This window comes from Corallococcus sp. AB038B (assembly GCF_003668955.1).
Lineage (GTDB): Bacteria > Myxococcota > Myxococcia > Myxococcales > Myxococcaceae > Corallococcus > Corallococcus exiguus.
The window spans coordinates 229,277-245,593 of sequence record NZ_RAWO01000013.1 but is presented as its reverse complement, the minus strand read 5'-3'; the positions used below and the strand labels follow the sequence as shown (position 1 = coordinate 245,593).

14 protein-coding genes are annotated in these 16,317 nt (G+C 69.1%); 3 read left to right on the top strand and 11 right to left on the bottom strand.

Translation table 11 applies throughout. The features are described 5' to 3' along the window. Nucleotides 1-14: 14 nt before the first annotated feature. The 4 genes from D7Y04_RS35410 to D7Y04_RS35395 form a co-directional block, all read right to left on the bottom strand. Nucleotides 15-1,823, bottom strand: coding sequence for a DUF4215 domain-containing protein (locus D7Y04_RS35410; RefSeq protein ID WP_121762185.1), 1,809 nt, complete (start codon nucleotides 1,821-1,823; stop codon nucleotides 15-17). A gap of 131 nt (nucleotides 1,824-1,954) precedes the next feature. Then, on the bottom strand, nucleotides 1,955-3,376 hold the full coding sequence (locus D7Y04_RS35405) for a sugar porter family MFS transporter (protein ID WP_120597401.1): 1,422 nt from the start codon (nucleotides 3,374-3,376) through the stop codon (nucleotides 1,955-1,957). A gap of 169 nt (nucleotides 3,377-3,545) precedes the next feature. Next, on the bottom strand, nucleotides 3,546-5,144 hold the full coding sequence (locus tag D7Y04_RS35400) for a sigma 54-interacting transcriptional regulator (protein ID WP_120597402.1): 1,599 nt from the start codon (nucleotides 5,142-5,144) through the stop codon (nucleotides 3,546-3,548). After that, nucleotides 5,141-5,977 (bottom strand): MBL fold metallo-hydrolase, encoded by an 837-nt coding sequence (locus tag D7Y04_RS35395; RefSeq protein ID WP_121762184.1) that lies wholly within the window; start codon nucleotides 5,975-5,977, stop codon nucleotides 5,141-5,143. The genes D7Y04_RS35400 and D7Y04_RS35395 overlap by 4 nt, the downstream gene beginning before the upstream one ends. Nucleotides 5,978-6,188: 211 nt before the next feature. Here D7Y04_RS35395 and D7Y04_RS35390 point away from each other — a divergent pair, with 211 nt between their 5' ends. Continuing rightward, entirely contained in the window at nucleotides 6,189-6,950 is a 762-nt protein-coding gene (locus D7Y04_RS35390) for a ParA family protein (protein WP_120597404.1), read from the top strand. A 4-nt stretch (nucleotides 6,951-6,954) separates the two neighbouring features. Here the strand turns inward: D7Y04_RS35390 and D7Y04_RS35385 are convergent, their stop codons facing one another. From D7Y04_RS35385 to D7Y04_RS35370, 3 genes are all read right to left on the bottom strand, one after another. Continuing rightward, nucleotides 6,955-7,572: a dihydrofolate reductase family protein gene (locus D7Y04_RS35385; protein WP_121762183.1), complete on the bottom strand. Its 618-nt coding sequence runs from the start codon at nucleotides 7,570-7,572 to the stop codon at nucleotides 6,955-6,957. 140 nt (nucleotides 7,573-7,712) lie between these two features. After that, entirely contained in the window at nucleotides 7,713-8,081 is a 369-nt protein-coding gene (locus D7Y04_RS35380; RefSeq protein ID WP_121762182.1) for a DUSAM domain-containing protein, read from the bottom strand. Between the two features lie 536 nt (nucleotides 8,082-8,617). Beyond that, complete coding sequence (locus D7Y04_RS35370; protein ID WP_121762180.1) at nucleotides 8,618-10,012, bottom strand: S9 family peptidase; 1,395 nt, start codon at nucleotides 10,010-10,012, stop codon at nucleotides 8,618-8,620. A gap of 70 nt (nucleotides 10,013-10,082) precedes the next feature. Between D7Y04_RS35370 and D7Y04_RS35365 the strand changes: the two genes are divergently transcribed. Next, complete coding sequence (locus D7Y04_RS35365; protein WP_120580796.1) at nucleotides 10,083-10,994, top strand: glutaminase; 912 nt, start codon at nucleotides 10,083-10,085, stop codon at nucleotides 10,992-10,994. A 3-nt stretch (nucleotides 10,995-10,997) separates the two neighbouring features. Here the strand turns inward: D7Y04_RS35365 and D7Y04_RS46855 are convergent, their stop codons facing one another. Genes D7Y04_RS46855 through D7Y04_RS35345 form a run of 3 tightly spaced genes read right to left on the bottom strand, consistent with a single transcriptional unit; the run spans nucleotide 10,998 to nucleotide 13,457 of the window. Continuing rightward, on the bottom strand, nucleotides 10,998-12,158 hold the full coding sequence (locus tag D7Y04_RS46855; RefSeq protein ID WP_368666430.1) for an SMI1/KNR4 family protein: 1,161 nt from the start codon (nucleotides 12,156-12,158) through the stop codon (nucleotides 10,998-11,000). 23 nt (nucleotides 12,159-12,181) lie between these two features. Continuing rightward, a complete protein-coding gene (locus D7Y04_RS35350; RefSeq protein ID WP_121762178.1) occupies nucleotides 12,182-13,105 on the bottom strand; it encodes an alpha/beta fold hydrolase in 924 nt (307 codons plus the stop codon). Then, nucleotides 13,092-13,457: a MerR family transcriptional regulator gene (locus tag D7Y04_RS35345; RefSeq protein WP_120580798.1), complete on the bottom strand. Its 366-nt coding sequence runs from the start codon at nucleotides 13,455-13,457 to the stop codon at nucleotides 13,092-13,094. The genes D7Y04_RS35350 and D7Y04_RS35345 overlap by 14 nt, the downstream gene beginning before the upstream one ends. Nucleotides 13,458-13,725: 268 nt before the next feature. On the opposite strand from D7Y04_RS35345, the gene D7Y04_RS35340 reads away from it, so the two are divergent. After that, nucleotides 13,726-14,925 (top strand): sugar MFS transporter, encoded by a 1,200-nt coding sequence (locus D7Y04_RS35340; protein ID WP_233601724.1) that lies wholly within the window; start codon nucleotides 13,726-13,728, stop codon nucleotides 14,923-14,925. A gap of 9 nt (nucleotides 14,926-14,934) precedes the next feature. Here D7Y04_RS35340 and D7Y04_RS35335 read toward each other — a convergent pair whose 3' ends face one another. Continuing rightward, nucleotides 14,935-16,308: a metallophosphoesterase gene (locus D7Y04_RS35335; protein ID WP_121762176.1), complete on the bottom strand. Its 1,374-nt coding sequence runs from the start codon at nucleotides 16,306-16,308 to the stop codon at nucleotides 14,935-14,937. Nucleotides 16,309-16,317: the final 9 nt, after the last annotated feature.

Below are 16,317 nucleotides of genomic sequence, written 5' to 3'. Positions count from 1 at the left end.
GGACGGCGGAACGACTACCCCGGATCGATCTGGCAGTTGTTCGGGCAGTTGTCGCGGTCGTTGGTGTTGCCGTCGTCGCACGTCTCACCGTAGTTGTACTGGGTGATGCCGTCGCCGCAGCGGGCGTTCCAGATGCAGGTGAGGCTGCACTTGCCGTAGCCCGGGCCGTTGAGGTTGCCGTTGTCGCACGTCTCGCCCTTGTCCACCTTGCCGTTGCCGCACGTGGACTCGCACGAGGTGCGCTCGGTCTGGAAGTTGGTCAGGGTCAGCTTGTACGACGACGCGCTCTGGTGGCGCTCCGCCTGGAACACGACCACCTCGTAGATCTTGTCCTTCTGGAGCCCCAGCTTGGACACGGTCGTGGCGTTGGCCAGGTTCACGGAGCCGTCGAGCGCGCCGTGGACGCCGCCCAGGTCCAGGGCGAGGGTGCCGTCGATGTACACCCAGACGTCGTCGTCACCGTTGAACTCCAGCAGCTCGTTGCCCTTGAACTGGAACCAGTAGCGCGTCTCGCTCGTGAAGCTGAAGTTGTGGTTGTTGGCGCCACGGTTCTCCAGGCCCGCGCCCACCCAGCCGCTGTTGTCGAGCGGGAAGAAGTTCGGGTTGTTGAACTGGTAGGCGGCGCCGGTCGTGCCCAGGCGGTTCAGCTTCAGCGTGCTGACCTCCGTGAGGTTGATGTCCTTCACGTCGGTGTACCACTGGTTGAAGTTCGTCGAGCCGCTGGTGGTACCGGAGGACACGCCATCCTTGGCGTAGGTCGGCTTCCCCTTGGCGTTCAGCTTGCCCACGAACTCCGCGCCAACGATGCCCTTCTCCGAGCCGTTCTTGTCATCGAAGTCCGGGTGGAGGATGGCCGGGGCCTTGCAGTTGGTGCTGGTGGTGCCCTTGCCGCAGAAGTCGCGGTAGACGACCGGGATCTCCACCACGCTCGGCAGCTCGTCGGTGACGCGGACGCAGGCGAAGCCATCCTCCAGCTTGCACTCGGACGAGCAGCCGTCGTTGCTGCGCGTGTTGCCGTCGTCGCACTGCTCATTGGTGTCACCGGGGAGGATGACGCCGTCGCCGCAGCGCGCCTGGCAGACGCCGCCCTTGCAGCTGGGCTCCAGCACGCACAGCGGCGAGCAGCCGTCGCCCATGTCGTGGTTGCCGTCGTCGCACTGCTCGGTGCCTTCCTTCTTGCCGTCGCCGCAGGTCGTCTTCGCGCACGGCTGGCCAATGGTGTCGCACTTGTAGCCCTGCTCCAGACGGCAGGTGTTGCTGCAGCCGTCGCCATTGGCGGTGTTGCCGTCCTCGCACTCCTCTTCGCCGGCAATGATCTTGTCACCGCACTCGGACGCGCGGCAGCGCTGCCCCTGGAAGGGGCAGGACCAGCCGGTCTCCACGGCGGAGCAGTCCGCCTTGCAGCCGTCGTTGGACTCCTTGTTGCGGTCGTCGCACACCTCGCCTTCCTCGACGATGCCGTTGCCGCACGCCGTCGCGATGACACAGGGCCGGCCCCACTCGGGGCACTCGAAGCCGACCTCGATCTCCTTGCAATCGAAGACGCAGCCGTCGCCGCTCACCGTGTTGGCATCGTCACAGGCCTCGCCCTTCTGGACCTTGCCGTCGCCACAGACCTGGGCGCCCGGATCATAGGAGCCACCGTCGGGCTGCTTGTTGGGGTCACCGCCATCGGGACCCGCGTCGGTCTGACCACCGTCCGTGATGTTCGTGCCGCCGTCATCGTCCGAGCCTTCGTCGCCGGGACACGCTGTCAGTGTGAGGAGGAGGGAAGCGAGCAGGACGCTCGCAAGTCGGGGGAGCGGGGGGGAATGTTTCAGCATGAAGCAGATGCTGAAAGCCTGTGACCCCAGGTGTCAAATGGATCAGGTGTTTTCTCACCCAGCCGGTGCGTAAAAATGAAGAAAGCCCGTACGGGTGTACGGACTCCCGTGTATCGCCCTGTCTCGCGGGGCTACATCTGTTCCAGCTCCTGACCCTTCGTCTCGCGGATGTACTTCGCGGCGAAGAAGATCGAGAAGACGGCGGCCGCGGCATAGAGGCCGTACGCCCAGCCGAGTCCCACGGCCTGCAGCGACGGGAACGTGGCGGACACCAGGAAGTTGGCCAGCCACTGCGCCATGGCCGCGATGGACAGCGCGAGCGCTCGGATGCGGTTGGGGAACATCTCGCCCAACAGCACCCAGACGATGGGCCCCCACGAGAAGCCGAAGAAGACGACGTAGAGGTTGGCGGCGATGAGCGCGGTGGTGCCTGCCGCGCCCTGCAGCACGGGCTTGCCCGCGGCATCCAACGGCGCGGTGCCGAAGAGGTACGCCAGCAGGCCCAGCGTGAGCGCCATGCCCACGGAGCCGATGAGCAGCAGGGGCTTTCTTCCAACCTTGTCCACGAACGCGATGGCCACGAGCGTGGTGAGGATGTTGGTGACGCTGGTGATGACGGTGATGGCCAGCGCGTTGTGCTCGGAGAAGCCCACCGCCTGCCAGAGGACGCTGGAGTAGTAGAAGATGACGTTGATGCCCACGAACTGCTGGAGCATCGCGAGCACGATGCCGATCCACACGATGGGCAGGAACCCGAAGCGGCCGCCCTTCAGGTCCGCCAGGTGCGGTGTGTAGTTCGTGCGCAGCGAGCGGCGGATCTCCACGACCTTGGCGGGCGCGGCGTCCCCCTCGATGTCGCTCAGCACGCTCAGCGCCTCCTGCTCACGGCCCTTGGCCACGAGGAAGCGCGGGGACTCCGAGATGAAGATGGCGCCGATGCCGTAGAAGAGCGCGGGTGGCAGGCCGCTGAAGAACATCCACCGCCACGCGGTGAAGCCCAGCCAGGTGGGGTTGGAGGCGGAGCCCGCGTAGAGCGCGATGGCGAAGTCCCCCAGCAGGGCCACGAAGATGCCGGACACGATGGCCAGCTGTTGCAGGGACGCCAGGCGGCCGCGCAGGTACGCCGGGGCGATCTCCGCGATGTACGTGGGCGCCACGACGCTGGCGAAGCCCACCCCCAGGCCGCCCACCAGCCGCCAGAAGCTCAGGTCCCAGAGGGAGAACGCGAGCCCCGAACCGATGGCGCTGATGATGAACAGCGCCGCCGCGAGCATCATCGCGCGCCGGCGGCCGTAGCGGTCCGCGAAGGGCCCCGCCGCGAAGGCGCCCGCCGCCGAGCCGATGAGCGCGGAGGACACCGCCAGCCCCAGGCCCAGGCTGCTCGCGGCGAACTCGGCCTTCAGTGCGACGACCGTGCCGTTGATGACGGCGGTGTCGAAGCCGAAGAGGAATCCGCCCAGGGCGGCCACCACGGAGATGCCGATGATCCTGCCGGTCCGCACCTCCCGATGCGCCGGGGGCCCGCTTGAATGGGCATCGAGGACATCCGCCATGACGTGCTCCTTCCCCTTGGACGGGCACGTGTCCGGCCCTCGCGGGTGCGCACAACGGCCCTGAGGAGAGGTGCCCCCGGTGTCCGCCGAAAGGCACTCCCGGACGGGCTGCCGCCCCGATGGCCGCCCGCTGAGGGGCGGGGCTCGGGCTTCGAGGGTGATTCGAAGTTCAGCCCTCGTCCGCCAGGCCGTACTCCTTGAGCTTGCGGGCGAGCGTGTTGCGGCCGATCTCCAGCGTGCGCGCGGCCGCGGTGCGGTTGCCCTTCACGGCCTCCAGCACGCGCAGGATGTGGCGGCGCTCCACCTCCGCCAGCGGAAGGAGGAGCGGTGCGTCCGGTGTGGTGGCGGGCACTTGCGGCGCGTCTGGCTCGGTGGGCGAGGGCGCACGGTCCAGGGAGGGCAGGGGCAGGTGCTCCTCCAGGATTTCACCCTCGGACAGCACCACGGCGCTCTCGATGCAGTTCTCCAACTCGCGCACGTTGCCGGGCCAGCGGTAGCGCTTGAGCCTCGCGAGCGCGGTGGCGCCGAGGCGGGGCACGGGCAGGCGGTGGCGCTTCGCGGCGGTGGCGACGAAGTGACGGGCGAGCCGCTCGATGTCCTCCGCGCCGCGCTCGCGCAGCGGAGGCAGGAGCAGCTCCACGACCTTGATGCGGTAGTAGAGGTCCTCGCGGAACCGGCCCTCCGCCACCATGCGCGGCAGGTCGCGGTGGGTGGCCGCGACGATGCGCACGTCCACCTTGACGGCCTGCGTGCCGCCCACGCGTTCGAACTCGCGGTCCTGCAGCACACGCAGGAGCTTGCCCTGCACGGCCTGGGGTAATTCGCCCAGTTCGTCGATGAAGACGGTGCCGCCGTCGGCCGCCTCGAACTTGCCGGGCATGCGGTGGTCGGCGCCGGTGAAGGCGCCCTTCTCATGGCCGAAGAGCTCGTTCTCGATGAGGGCGGCGGGCAGGGCCGCGCAGTCCACCTTCACGAAGGGCTTGTCGCGCCGGGGGCCGTTGACGTGGATGGCGCGCGCGAAGAGTTCCTTGCCGCAACCGCTCTCCCCGCGCAGCAGCACCGTTGCGTCCGTGGGCGCGGCCTTCTGCACCAGGCGGTAGAGGGCCTTGAGCGGCGGGGCTTCTCCGATGATGCGGTTGAAGAAGTAGCCCACCGGGGCCTGCGGCTGATCCTTCGCGCGCTGGAGCTCCTGGTAGAGGCTGGTGCTCTGGAGGGCGGTGCTCACCTGCGCCGCGATGTCGGTGAGCTTCCGGGTGTCGTCCTCCGTGAAGGGGCCACCGCCCAGGCGGTTGAGCACCTGGAGCACGCCGTACACGGCGCCCGCCGCGTCGCGCAGCGGCACCGCGGCCAGGCTGATGGTGCGGTAGCCCGTCATCCGGTCGATGTCCGCGAAGAAGCGGCGCTCGCCGCGAGGATCCGGCACGTGCACGGGCTCGCCGGCCTCCGCCACGTAGCCCGCCACGCCCTGGCCCAGCTTCACGCGGATCTGCGCGACCTCCGGCAGGTGCGCCGCGCGGCTGAACAGCTCTCGGCGCACGGGGTCCAACAGCCACAGCGTGCCCCGGTCCGCCTGGAGCGTGATGGCGATGCGGTCCACGAGCGTCTGGAGGAAGGCGTCCAGGTCCACCTCGCGCCCGACGAGGCCGCCAAGGGGGAGCAGGACCTGGGACACATCCGGCGGGGACGAGGGCATGGCGGCGGGCAGCGGCGGAAGAGAGAAGGGCGCTGGAGACAGTCTATCGCACGGCTCCGGGCTCGCGGCGCTCATGCGCCCGCCGCGCGGCCCAGGAGCATGCGCTGGCCCTCACGCGCAGGCTCGGTGAAGGGGAACAGGCCGCGCGCCTCCTGCGCCATGTCCTCCAAGAGCTCGTCCGCGTGGGACGGGTCGTGGTGGAAGAGGAAGAGGCGCCCGGCGTGCAGGTCCTTGGCCACCTTGGCTGCGTCCATCATCGTCGAGTGGCCCCAGCCCTTCTTGGACATGCCCTTCTTGCCCTCGTACTCGTCGGGCGTGTACTGCGCGTCCAGGCACAGCGCGTCCGCGCTCTCGAAGTGCCGGGCCACGTCCGCAGTGAGGCGCTCCGGCAGCTCCACGTCCGTGGCGTACACGAAGGAGTGGCCGTCCGCCTCGACCCGGTACGCCATGCAGCCGTCCGGGTGGGGCACGTCGATGGGCGTCACCTTGAAGGGGCCCACCTCCACGGTGCGGCCGTGCATCGCGGCGCCGAAGGTCATCTTCGAGCGCATGGTGGACAGCGGCACCGGGAACTGCGGCGGGCGCATCTGCTGCGACAGCGTGGACTCCAGCGCCTGCGCGCCATTCGCGCCGGGGCCGTACATCGTCAGCGACGTGGTGGGCAGGTACGCGGGCGTGAAGAAGGGGAAGCCCTGCACGTGATCCCAGTGCAGGTGCGAGAAGAACATCGTCGCCTTCTGCGGAGCGCCCTCTCGCATCATGACTTCGCCCAGCGTCCGGATGCCCGTGCCCGCGTCGAGGATCAGCCGCTCGCCCTGGCTCGTCACCTCCACGCACGCGGTGTTGCCACCGATGCGCGAGCCCGACACCGCGATGCTGCCCCGAACGCCAAAGAAGCGGATTTCCATGGTGACTCTCCTGATGCTCCGACACCCGCTGGGGGCGCCCTGACGTGGAGGGGACAAAGCACGTCCGGTGCCAGCGCCAAGGGGCTGGAATCATTGGAGTCACGGGGGTGGGGCAGGGCGGGCTGCTCCATTCTGGAGCGCTCCGGATGGGGCGGGCGGTCCAATCCGGAGCGGCCCCGCGCCGTGGGGGATTCCTGGTACATCCGGGGCCATGCCAACGATTGCGTTCTGCACCATCAAGGGTGGCGTCGGGAAGACGACCTTGTGTTCGCACGTGGCGGCGGCGCTGGCGGACGCGGGGCGCCGGGTGCTGCTGTTGGACCTGGATCCGCAGGCGCATGCGTCGCTGGTGCTGGGCCTGGAGACGCGTGAAGGCCCGTGCGTGGCGGATGCGTTCGGGCCTCGGCCGAAGCACAAGTTGGACGAGATCGTGGTGGCGTCGCCGAAGCGGCAGGGGTTGTTCATCGCGCCGGGGGCACCGCGCATGGCGGCGCTGGAGCGCGAGTTGTTCGGCTGGGGTCACCGGCTCCAGGCGATTCCGCGCGCGCTGAAGACGCTGTCGTGGACGCCGGACGTCATCATCGTGGACACGCCGCCGAGCATCGGCGCGTTCACGGAAGCGGTGCTGTGCTTCGCGGACGTGGTGGTGGCGCCGGTGCCCACGGGCGCGTTCGCGCTGCAGGGCCTGGGCGAGATTGAGACCGCGTGGCGCGACGTGCGCGAGCAGGGCGGCCAGCTGGTGGCCGCGGTGAATCTGTGGGATCGGCGCACGCCCGCGACCAACGAGGCGATGGAGGAGGCGCTGAAGGACGTGACGGTGCCGGTGCTGAAGGCACGCATCCCGCGCTCGGAGTCCATCAACCAGGCGGGCCTGGGCTACGAGGTCGTGTTCGACGTGAGCCCGAACGCGGCGGGCGCGGAGGAGCTGCGCGCCATGGCCCGCGAGCTGGCGAAGCTCGCGGGGCTGCGCTGACGCATCAATCCAGTTGTCCGACGGTGCCCGTCCGCAGGGGGCCGGCGCGCCGGTAGGTGAGCAGCGCCACTCCGTTGGGCGTGATTCGCGAAGCGGCCAGTTGCAGCATGCGAGGCTGCGTTCCCGCTCCGAAGAGGCGCCGGCCGCTGCCAATTGTCACGGGCATGACGTGCAGATGCAGCACGTCCACCAGGTCATGCGCCAGAAGGGTCTGCAGCAGGCCGCCACTGCCATGCACCTGGAGCTCGCGGCCGGGCGAGGCCTTGAGGCGGCGCACCGCCTCCACCGTGTCTCCCTCCAGCAGCTTTGAGTTCGCCCACTCCACGCGGCGCAGGGTGGTGGACGCCACGTACTTGGGCAGCGTGTTGAGCGGCCGGGCGATGGGGTCGTCCGGCGTCGTCACGCGCGGCCAGTAGCCGGCGAAGATTTCGTACGTCCCTCGCCCGAGCAGGAACGCGTCCGCGCGGGAGAAGATGTCGACGATGTGCGCGCCCATCTCCTCGCTGAAATGGGGTTGCACCCAGCCGCCGTGGGTGAAGCCGCCGCTCGTGTCCTCCTCCGGACCTCCTGGGGCCTGCACCACTCCGTCCAGCGTCACGAACTCCGTCACCGTCAGTTCCATCGTCGCGTCCGTCCCTTCCGGGCAGTCCCATTGCCCGTCCAAATTGGCGACGAATGGGCCCCGTGCGGATCGACATGCCTGTTCGGGCGGGTGTCACCGGTGGGGCAGGCATGCGCTGGCTCAGGGCGCGTGAGCGCTTCTCAGTCCAGATCCTCCAAGGCCAGTTCTATCTGCTCGCGGTAGAGCGGCACTGACTCCACAGCGAGGAGTTCCCCCAGCAGCTGTCGTGCTCCGGCCTTGTCACCCGCTCGCACGAGGTCTCGCGCCTTCATCTCGGTGATGTTCAGCCTGATGGAGCCCTCGCGAATTCGCCCGCGCGCCTCGCGCAGCAGCGCGGTCGCGGTGGCCACGTCCTGGATGGCTGCCTGAGCGTCGGACTCGGGGATGGCCACCTGCTGAGCCGTGCGCAGCAGCAGGTCGCGAACCTGGGGAGTGAGCACCAGCGCTTCTCCCGCCTCCACGCGCGAGGCCAGTTCCCGCACCGGGTCCCAGTCGATGTCCTCGGTCATGCTCAGTGACCACCCTTCCTCTTCCGGCACCTGTCCCGGGGCCAGTCGCCCTGTTGTCCCTCGCAGTACCGGAAGCAGTCGTAGCAGGAGCCTGACCAGTGGTCCTCCTGGCATTGCACGTAGGTCTCCAAGCAGGCGCGTTTCCACTCCGGAAGGTCTCGAGAGAGCTCCTCGGCGGCGCGGGTGAACAGGAGGATGTCCTCGGCCTCCAACTCCGTGGCCCCACAGCGAGCAGGATTGCCTGGGTGAGTCTTCACGCAGCAGCTGACGGTGGAGTCCTGGGGACCGCACTGCGCCTGGGCCAAATACACCGCGGTGGCGCTGGGCTGGGGGGCGCTTACCCGCGCATGGGCGCCGCCACCACAGCCCACACCCAAGAACGCGAGGGCCGCCACGAGCGTCCCCATGAATCGAGTGTTCCGATTTAGCATGTATTGCATGCTAATCTTTACTTGAGCCGACTTCGCGCCAAATGGGTGCGCTTGAATCGAGACGCCGACGTTTTCCATTGCCCAGGGAGACGGGCCTGTACTGGCTCAGGGCGCGGGCAGGCCCGGGGCCAGCGCCGAGCGCACGTTGGCGTCGGTGAAGGTCGTGCCCCAGACCGCGTTGATCTCCTGGGCGATGAAGGCGGCGCCCGGCTGGAGCGTTCCCAGCCAGGGCTCGAACATCAGCACGCGCGGATCGGTGAGCTCCAGCAGGCGGGGCACCACGTCGCTCACGTCGCGGCCCTGCTCCTGGGCGGCGCGCACGCCCTGCAGCCACGTGCGCACGGTGCCCTGTGCGTGGGGGACGTAGAGGGGTTGCTCCGCCGCGCCCAGCATCACGAAGAGGTGCCCCAGGCTCAGCGTGATGACGACGCCGCCGTGCGCGGTGAGCAGCGGGCCGTGGTCCGGCGGCAGGGTGTTCCAGTCCACGGCCGGGAGGTTCTGGAGGTACATGGGCGTGAAGCGCTGCGGGGCCTGGGCGACGAGCGCACGCGTGTGCTCCACGGGGATGAGCGTGTCCCAATCGTCATGGAGGATGAGGAACGGCGTCTGGACGGTGCTGGCCAGGTGGGCGGCGGTCCAGCGCGTGTAGTCGGTGCCGGGGGTGACGGGGTCGCCTCCGGTGGTGGCGTAGATGCGGCGGAAGTAGGGCTCGAAGAACTGCTGGTAGCGCGAGCGCATGGCCGGGTCGCTCACGCGCGCCGGCACCCATCGACTCACGTAGTCCACCTCCGCGGCGAAGTCGGACAGCGGGGACAGGGCGACGCCCACGGCGGGCACCACGGTGGAGGGGGCGTCCGCCGCGGCGTAGAGCGCCTCGTAGCCGCCCCAGGAGCCGCCGAAGATGCCGATGCGGCGGGTGTCCACGTTGGGGGCCTGGGCCAGGAAGCGCATGCCCGCGTTCATGTCGTCGCGGTCGTTCTGCAGGTCTCCGCCCGCGTAGAAGCGGCCGAAGACGGCGAGCACGCCGAAGTCATGGAACAGGTGGATGAAGGCCTCGCCCGCGATGAGCTCCGGCGTGGTGGGCGTGAACGCGATGGGGGACGAGCCCGGTCCGTAGTGCGGCTCGCTGTCGTCCGGGTGGATGCCGGCGCCGCGCGCGGCCCACTTCGCGTCCACGGCCTCACCGGTCCAGGCGATGCCGTCGTAGGGCTTGGTGAGCACCACCGTAGGGGACACGCCCGGCTTCCGGGGCGGAAACCACTGCGCATAGGTGGCGGCGCGGCCGGGCACTTCCAGCTTGAGCAACTGGTAGGGCCACGTCTGACCCGCGGCGTTGAGCTCCCCGGCGCCAAGCTGCGTCACCTGGACCGTGCCCGGATCCGTCGGCGTTTCTTCGGGGATCTGGCAGGCGTTGGTGGACGGGCTGGGGTTGCTGCAGCACGCGGTGGGGAGGGTGCCCAGGAGGGAGAGGGCCAGGAGCGTGGTCGGGAGGAAGCGCATGTCCCAGCAGACACCGCGGCGCGGAAATTCTGAAAGCGTCCCCGTCCTTTCCGGACGAGGATGGCGGCACATGGACTACCAGGCGGTGTTGTCGGAGGTCTGGGACGCGGTGCGGCCGGTGGTGGGTCAGGGCCGCGTGGCGACGTACATCCCGGCGTTGGCGGCGGTGGACCCGGGCCGCTTCGGCATGGCGCTCGCGACGGTGGAGGGGGACGTGTACGGCGTGGGGGATTGGCGCGAGCCGTTCTCCATCCAGAGCATCTCCAAGGTGTTCACGCTGGCGCTCGCGCTGTCGCGGGACGGGGACGCGCTGTGGAAGCGCGTGGGCAAGGAGCCGTCGGGCAATCCGTTCAACTCGCTGGTGCAGCTGGAGTACGAGCAGGGCATCCCGCGCAACCCGTTCATCAACGCGGGGGCGTTGGTCATCACGGACCGGTTGCAGCGGCTGACCGGGGATGCGCGCGGCACGCTGCGGGACTTTCTCCGCGCGGAGAGTGGCAACCCGTCCGTGGACTTCGATCCGATCATCGCGGCGTCGGAGGCGGATCACGGCCACCGCAACCGAGCGCTGGCCCACTTCATGGCGAGCTACGGCAACATGGAGAGCGCCGTCCCGGAGGTGCTGGAGCACTACTTCTGGCAGTGCTCGCTGGCGATGAGCTGCGCGGACCTGGCCCGGGCCTGTGGTTTCCTCGCCCGCCATGGGCAGCGCGCGGACGGGTCGAGGCTCCTCACGCGGAGCCAGGCCAAGCAGGTCAACGCGGTGATGCTCACCTGCGGCACGTACGACGCGGCGGGGGAATTCGCGTACCGCGTGGGGCTGCCGGGCAAGAGCGGCGTGGGCGGGGGCATCATCGCCGTCATCCCGAACCGCTGTGGCCTGTGCGTGTGGAGCCCCGGGTTGGATGCACGGGGCAACTCAGTGGCGGGCGTGGAGGCGCTGGACCGGTTCACGACGCTGACCGGCCTGTCCATCTTCTAAAGACTACGGGTCCTGTTCTTCGAGGGCCTTCAGCCAATATGACCGCCCACCGGACGTCAGGGCACCCGCCAGGAACTCCGCGAACGAGTGGGCGATGACTGGGCAGTAGTAGGGGTCCGGGAATCCCTCGCGATATCCGTCGCGGAGCGGATAGCGCCCATGTGTCTGTTGCCCCACGTCCAGGAGTGCAAAGTTGCTGTCCTGGAGTTGGCACACCGCATACCAGTCCGAGGGACCCGCCGCGTCCGTATCGGCTTGGGACATGACGACCCGTGCGCGCTGCAACTCCGCGAGCGGCAGAATGGAGTAGGGCGCGTTGGAGACGCGGAACAGCCTGGCTCCATCGAAGCGCGTGTAGAAAGCGCGCAGGTCTGGATCCAGGCGCCAGCCCATTCGATGTTCGAACGCATCGACTGCCGCCGCCGTCGCGGGCGGGTGTGGAAAGTGCCGGGCTGCCACGGCGTCGAGGAGTTCGGTCATCGCTGGCATGTGCCTACTCTCCGTAGGGATGGCTGACCCCGACGCTCGTCCAGGGGGGGGGCCTGCGTAGCACTGGTTGTAGACCTGATTCAGGCCGGAATGGAGGTCGGCTGGATAGGGGATGATGTTGTCCCAGTCCGTCGGGTTGCCACCGTGCTTGAGGTCGCGGATGTGGTGGGCCGGGTAGTTGTTCCCACTGGCGTCAGTCGGCCACTGGCCGAACTTCTCCGCCCATCGATCGCGGAATCCATCTCGGATGGACTCCCACCGTCCCCGTGCTGTCGCGTTCTGGCTGACGCTCAGTGCTGGGTAGTTACAGCAACAGTTGGCGATACCGAACCGGCTCCCCGCTCTGAACATGTTGCCGTCGAAGTCCATCTTCACGTCCGCGATCCAGACGCAGCCTTGGAGCGCAAATCCCTCCCCGGTGCATTTGTCGCGGCAGTAGTTCATGAGCTGCGGACTGCACTGCCACGGGCCGTAGAAGATGTTCGTCCTGAACTGCCCGCCGCCTGGGACCATGACCTGCGGCCCCACCCATCTGCGCACACCACCCGCCGAACCCATGGCGCCTTCAGTGCATGCGGACAAGGACAGCGCTCCAGTCAGCAGCGCAGCAACGCGGCGCCGTGAGGCATTGATCGTGTTTGTCATGCTGAGCACGGTATCGGTCGGCACCGACACGCCTGCCCTCCGAGGCCGCGGCTTCAGCGCAGTCCGTCCATCAGCGTGGCCAGCTTCTGGGGCTGGGACGCGAAGGGGGAGTGTGACGTGTCCAGCGTGTCCACGGTGAAGGCGTTGCCGGGTGTGAAGGCGTCTGCCTCGCGGATCATCAGGTCCTGGAGCGCGGGGGCCAGGGCGCGGTCCTGGGCGCAGCGCAGATAGCTGCGTGGGATGCGGCCCCAGCGCTCCTTGGTTGCGCCGACCTTGCCAATCCACAGGGACACCGGGATGTCGGGCGTGAGTGTGAGCGCGAAGGGCAGGAAGGCTGCTTCGTCCACGTCATGGTAGAAGCCCGCGCGCAGGGCTTCCCGGTACGCCGCATCACCGCGCGGATTGATCCGCACCGCGCCCAACTTCGCGGCGTCGCCGATGAAGAGTGACGCGCTGTAGGGTGTGTGGGCCTCGGGCAGGGCGCCGTAGCCGCTGGCGCTCTGGAGGCGCAGCGGGACGTAGGCGCTCAGGTACACCAGCCGGCCAATGAGGTGCGGGGCCTTCTCCGCCGCGCGCGTGATGACGGTGCCACCCGCGCTGTGCCCCACGAGCACGGGCTTGGGTCCGCCCTGGAGCTTCTCCAGCGCGGCGACCACCGCGTCCGCGCAGTCGTCCAACGTGACGTCGGCCAGGGGCGAGCGCTCCTCCTTGAAGCGCGCCGCGTCGCCCGTGAGGTAGGACGTGGGGAAGCGCGCGTTGAGGCCGTGGCCGGGCAGGTCGATGGCCACGACCTGATGCCCCTTCGAGGTGAGCGCCTCCGCGACACGCGTCCAGTGCAGGGCGTTGTGCCATGCGCCGTGGACCAGGAGGAACGTCCGGGGCCTGCGTGGCGCCTTCGCGGGCATGGCCGCGAGCCCGAGGCCTGGCAACAGCCCCGTGCCCACGAGGGCTGTCTTCATCACGTCACGACGGTTCATGGGGGACTCCTTCGTTGGGGGGAAGCAGGGCCATGAGCCGCTCGCGCAGGCGGGCGAGGTCGAAGAGCTGCCGCTCCACCTCCGCCAGCCGCTCCCGGTGGGCGGCGAGCGCGTCCGGGCAGATGGCGTCCGTGACCTGCCGGAGCATGCACGGCGGAAAGGTGGCGATCTCCTCCAGGGAGAAGCCCAGGCGGATCATCCTCGCCACCTGCATGACCTGGGGGACGGCGACCTCGTCGAAGTCGCGGTAGCCGTTGTCGCGGCGGTGGGAAGCGACGAGCCCCGCCTTGTCGTAGTGGCGGATGGACCGCGCACTGCTGCCCGTGCGCCGGGCGAGTTCTCCGATGTTCATCCTGCGCTCCTGAATCCGGATGCCAGGACCCCCAACATCCATGGGGCCCCTCCCGGCCGAGCCGGCTCAAAACCTGTCCTACTGTCGGACAGGTTTCCGCGGTCCGCTCCCGGCGGGCAGACCTGGTCGGGTTCTTTCCTTCTCATTCCTGAAGACTCCATGGCCGAGAGCTTCGGGCCTGACACTGGTGTCAAGGTCAAGACCCCGGCGGGGGAATGTGACCGTGATGTCCCCACGGGATGTCCGACCGCGATCTACGGTGCGCCGCGTGAGCCCGTCTTCGCCTGTGCCCCGTCCGCGTCCCGCGCTTCTCACGCTTGCCTACCTGGCCTTCGTCAGTCTGGGGTTGCCGGACGCGGTGCTGGGGGTTGCGTGGCCGTCACTGCGAAGCACGTTCGGCCTGTCGCAGGCGACGATGGGCGCCATCCTGGGGACGGCCGCGGTCGCGTACTTCATCTCCGGGTTGCTCGCGGGCCGGCTGATGCGCGCGATGAACCTGGGGCTGCTGCTGGCGCTGAGCACCGGCTCGGTGGCGTTGGGGCTCACGGGCTACGCGACCGTGCCCCTGTTCGTGCTGTTCCTGGCCGCCGCCTGCTTCATCGGCTTCGGTTCGGGCGCCATCGACTCCGCGCTCAACAACTACGCGGCCCAGAACTTCGGTCCCAAGCACATGAGCTGGCTGCACGCGGCCTACAGCGTGGGGGCCGCGGTCGGGCCGGTGTTGATGACCGCGCTGCTCGCTCGGGGGGCGGGTTGGAGGACCGGCTATGCGGTCCTCGCCGTGGTGCTGGGGACGCTGGCGCTGACGTTCCTGTTGATGCGCCGGTTGTGGGACGCACAGGTGGCGGCGCCCGGCGAGGAGCCTCGCGTGGAGGTGCCCACCGCGTCCGCCATGGAGGCCGTGCGCCGGCCCCGCGTGTGGCTGCAGATCTTCACGTTCTTCTTCTACACGGGCGTGGAGGTGACGGCGGGCCAGTGGAGCTTCACCGTGCTCACCGAAGGCCGGGGCCTGCACACCGCCGCGGCGGGCACCTGCGTGAGCATCTACTGGGGCTGCCTGCTGGTGGGACGCGTGCTTTCAGGCTTCGTCGTCGAACACATGGGCCCGGTGCGGATGCTGCGCGCGAGCACAGTGCTGGCGGTGGTGGGCGCGGCCCTGTTCGCGATTCCCGCCGTGCCGCCCGCATTGGGGCTCGCGTTGCTGGGTTTGGCGCTGGCGCCCATCTTCCCGGCCCTGATGTCGGTGACGCCGCGCCGCGTGGGCCTGGATGTCTCCGCGCACGCGGTGGGCTTCCAGGTCAGCGCGGCGACGGCGGGCGTGGCGGCGATTCCCAGCCTCGCGGGTGTCCTGGCGGAGCGATGGGGCCTTCAGGTCATCGCTCCGTACATGTTCGGGGTGGCCGTGGTGCTGGCCCTGCTGCACGGCGTGCTGTCAGCCGTGGCGGACCGCCCCCAACTCTCCCGCTGAGCGCGGACCTCAGCTCCCGGCCGGAAGCTCCGCGCTGCGCAGTGTCTTCGGGCCCTGATCCGTCCACTGCGACAGGCGCAGCGTCGCTCCTCGCGTCGAGGCGTGCGGCTCCACCTCCACGAAGGTGAAGCGCTGCTCCAGCTTCGCGTGCTTCTGCTTCGCCGGGTCCAACGACGGATTGACCTGGAGCTCCGCGAGGTATTCGCCCCATTCCTCGTCGGATGCCTCCGGGGCGGGGAGCCGCAGGAGGGAGATCCACGTGCCGGTGTTGGCGTAGAGGGGGCCGTTGCCCTCGTGCCAGCGGGCCGCGTGCGTGTGGCCCATCACCACCGCCTGCGGGTTGTACTTCTTGCCCAGCCGCGCGGTCTCCGCGAGCTCGTCCTTGCCGGGCTCCAGAGCGAAGTAGTCCGTGCCGGTCCTGCCAGCGACCGCGCGGTGCAGGCGTGCGTAGAACGCGAACCCCGCCTTGGCCAGCTTCAGCCGGGCGCGGCCCAGGGCCTCCGGGTTGTCGAAGGCGTTGAGCTTCTCCGGGTCGAGCACCGACAGCAGGGCGTCCACCTCGTCGTCCTTCAGGTCCACTCGCGCCAGGCTGCGCGCCAGGTGCACGTCCGCGTCCGACCCGCCCACCGCGTCCATCGGTTCGAGCGCGAAGGCCGGCGCGAGCCCCCGGTTGTCCAGCAGGCGCCGGATGAGCGTGAGCGTCCCCGCGTTGAACAGGACCCGGAGCGCGTCGGGCTTCACGCCGAGCGCCACCATCACCGCGCCCTCGAAGTCCGGCTTGAGCAGGTCCATGTACCGCATGCGGTGCTGGTGCTTGAGCGGGTTGAGCAGCGTCTTCACCAGCACGGAACCCGGCGGATAGCGGAAGCGGTTCGCCCGCTCTGACGATAGGAGCGCGTCGTAGTCGATGCGGTTCGCCACGTCGGTGTGCTCGCCGTGCGTCACCAGCACGCGCGAGCCGCCGACCTCCAGCTGAAGGGGCGCGGTGCCGTCCCGGAACTCCAGCCGCGAAGCGATGTCCTTGGGCTGGCCCAGCGCGGAGCGGATCACCTCCTGGACGTCCGGCAGCGCCAGCTCCAGGTCGTGGTTGCCCACCACCATCGTCGCCCGGCCCCCCGCGGCCAGCACCCTCCCGAGCGCCTTCAACGCGGGCGCGGTCGCCGCGGATGTCACCAGCGCGCGGGCCTGCTCCAGCGTCCGTTTCGGGTCCACCGCCAACGGATCATCGTTGAGCAGGAAGTCGAAGCTGTCCCCGTTGAGGACGACGTGGGTGGGCTCGCGAGTGAATGAGTCGAAGAGGGCGGGCAGCTCGGCTGCGCCCGCGAAGATGTCGTAGGGGCCACCGTTGCCGAGGTGGAGGTCGCTGAGAATGAGCGTTCGCATGAGTCGATG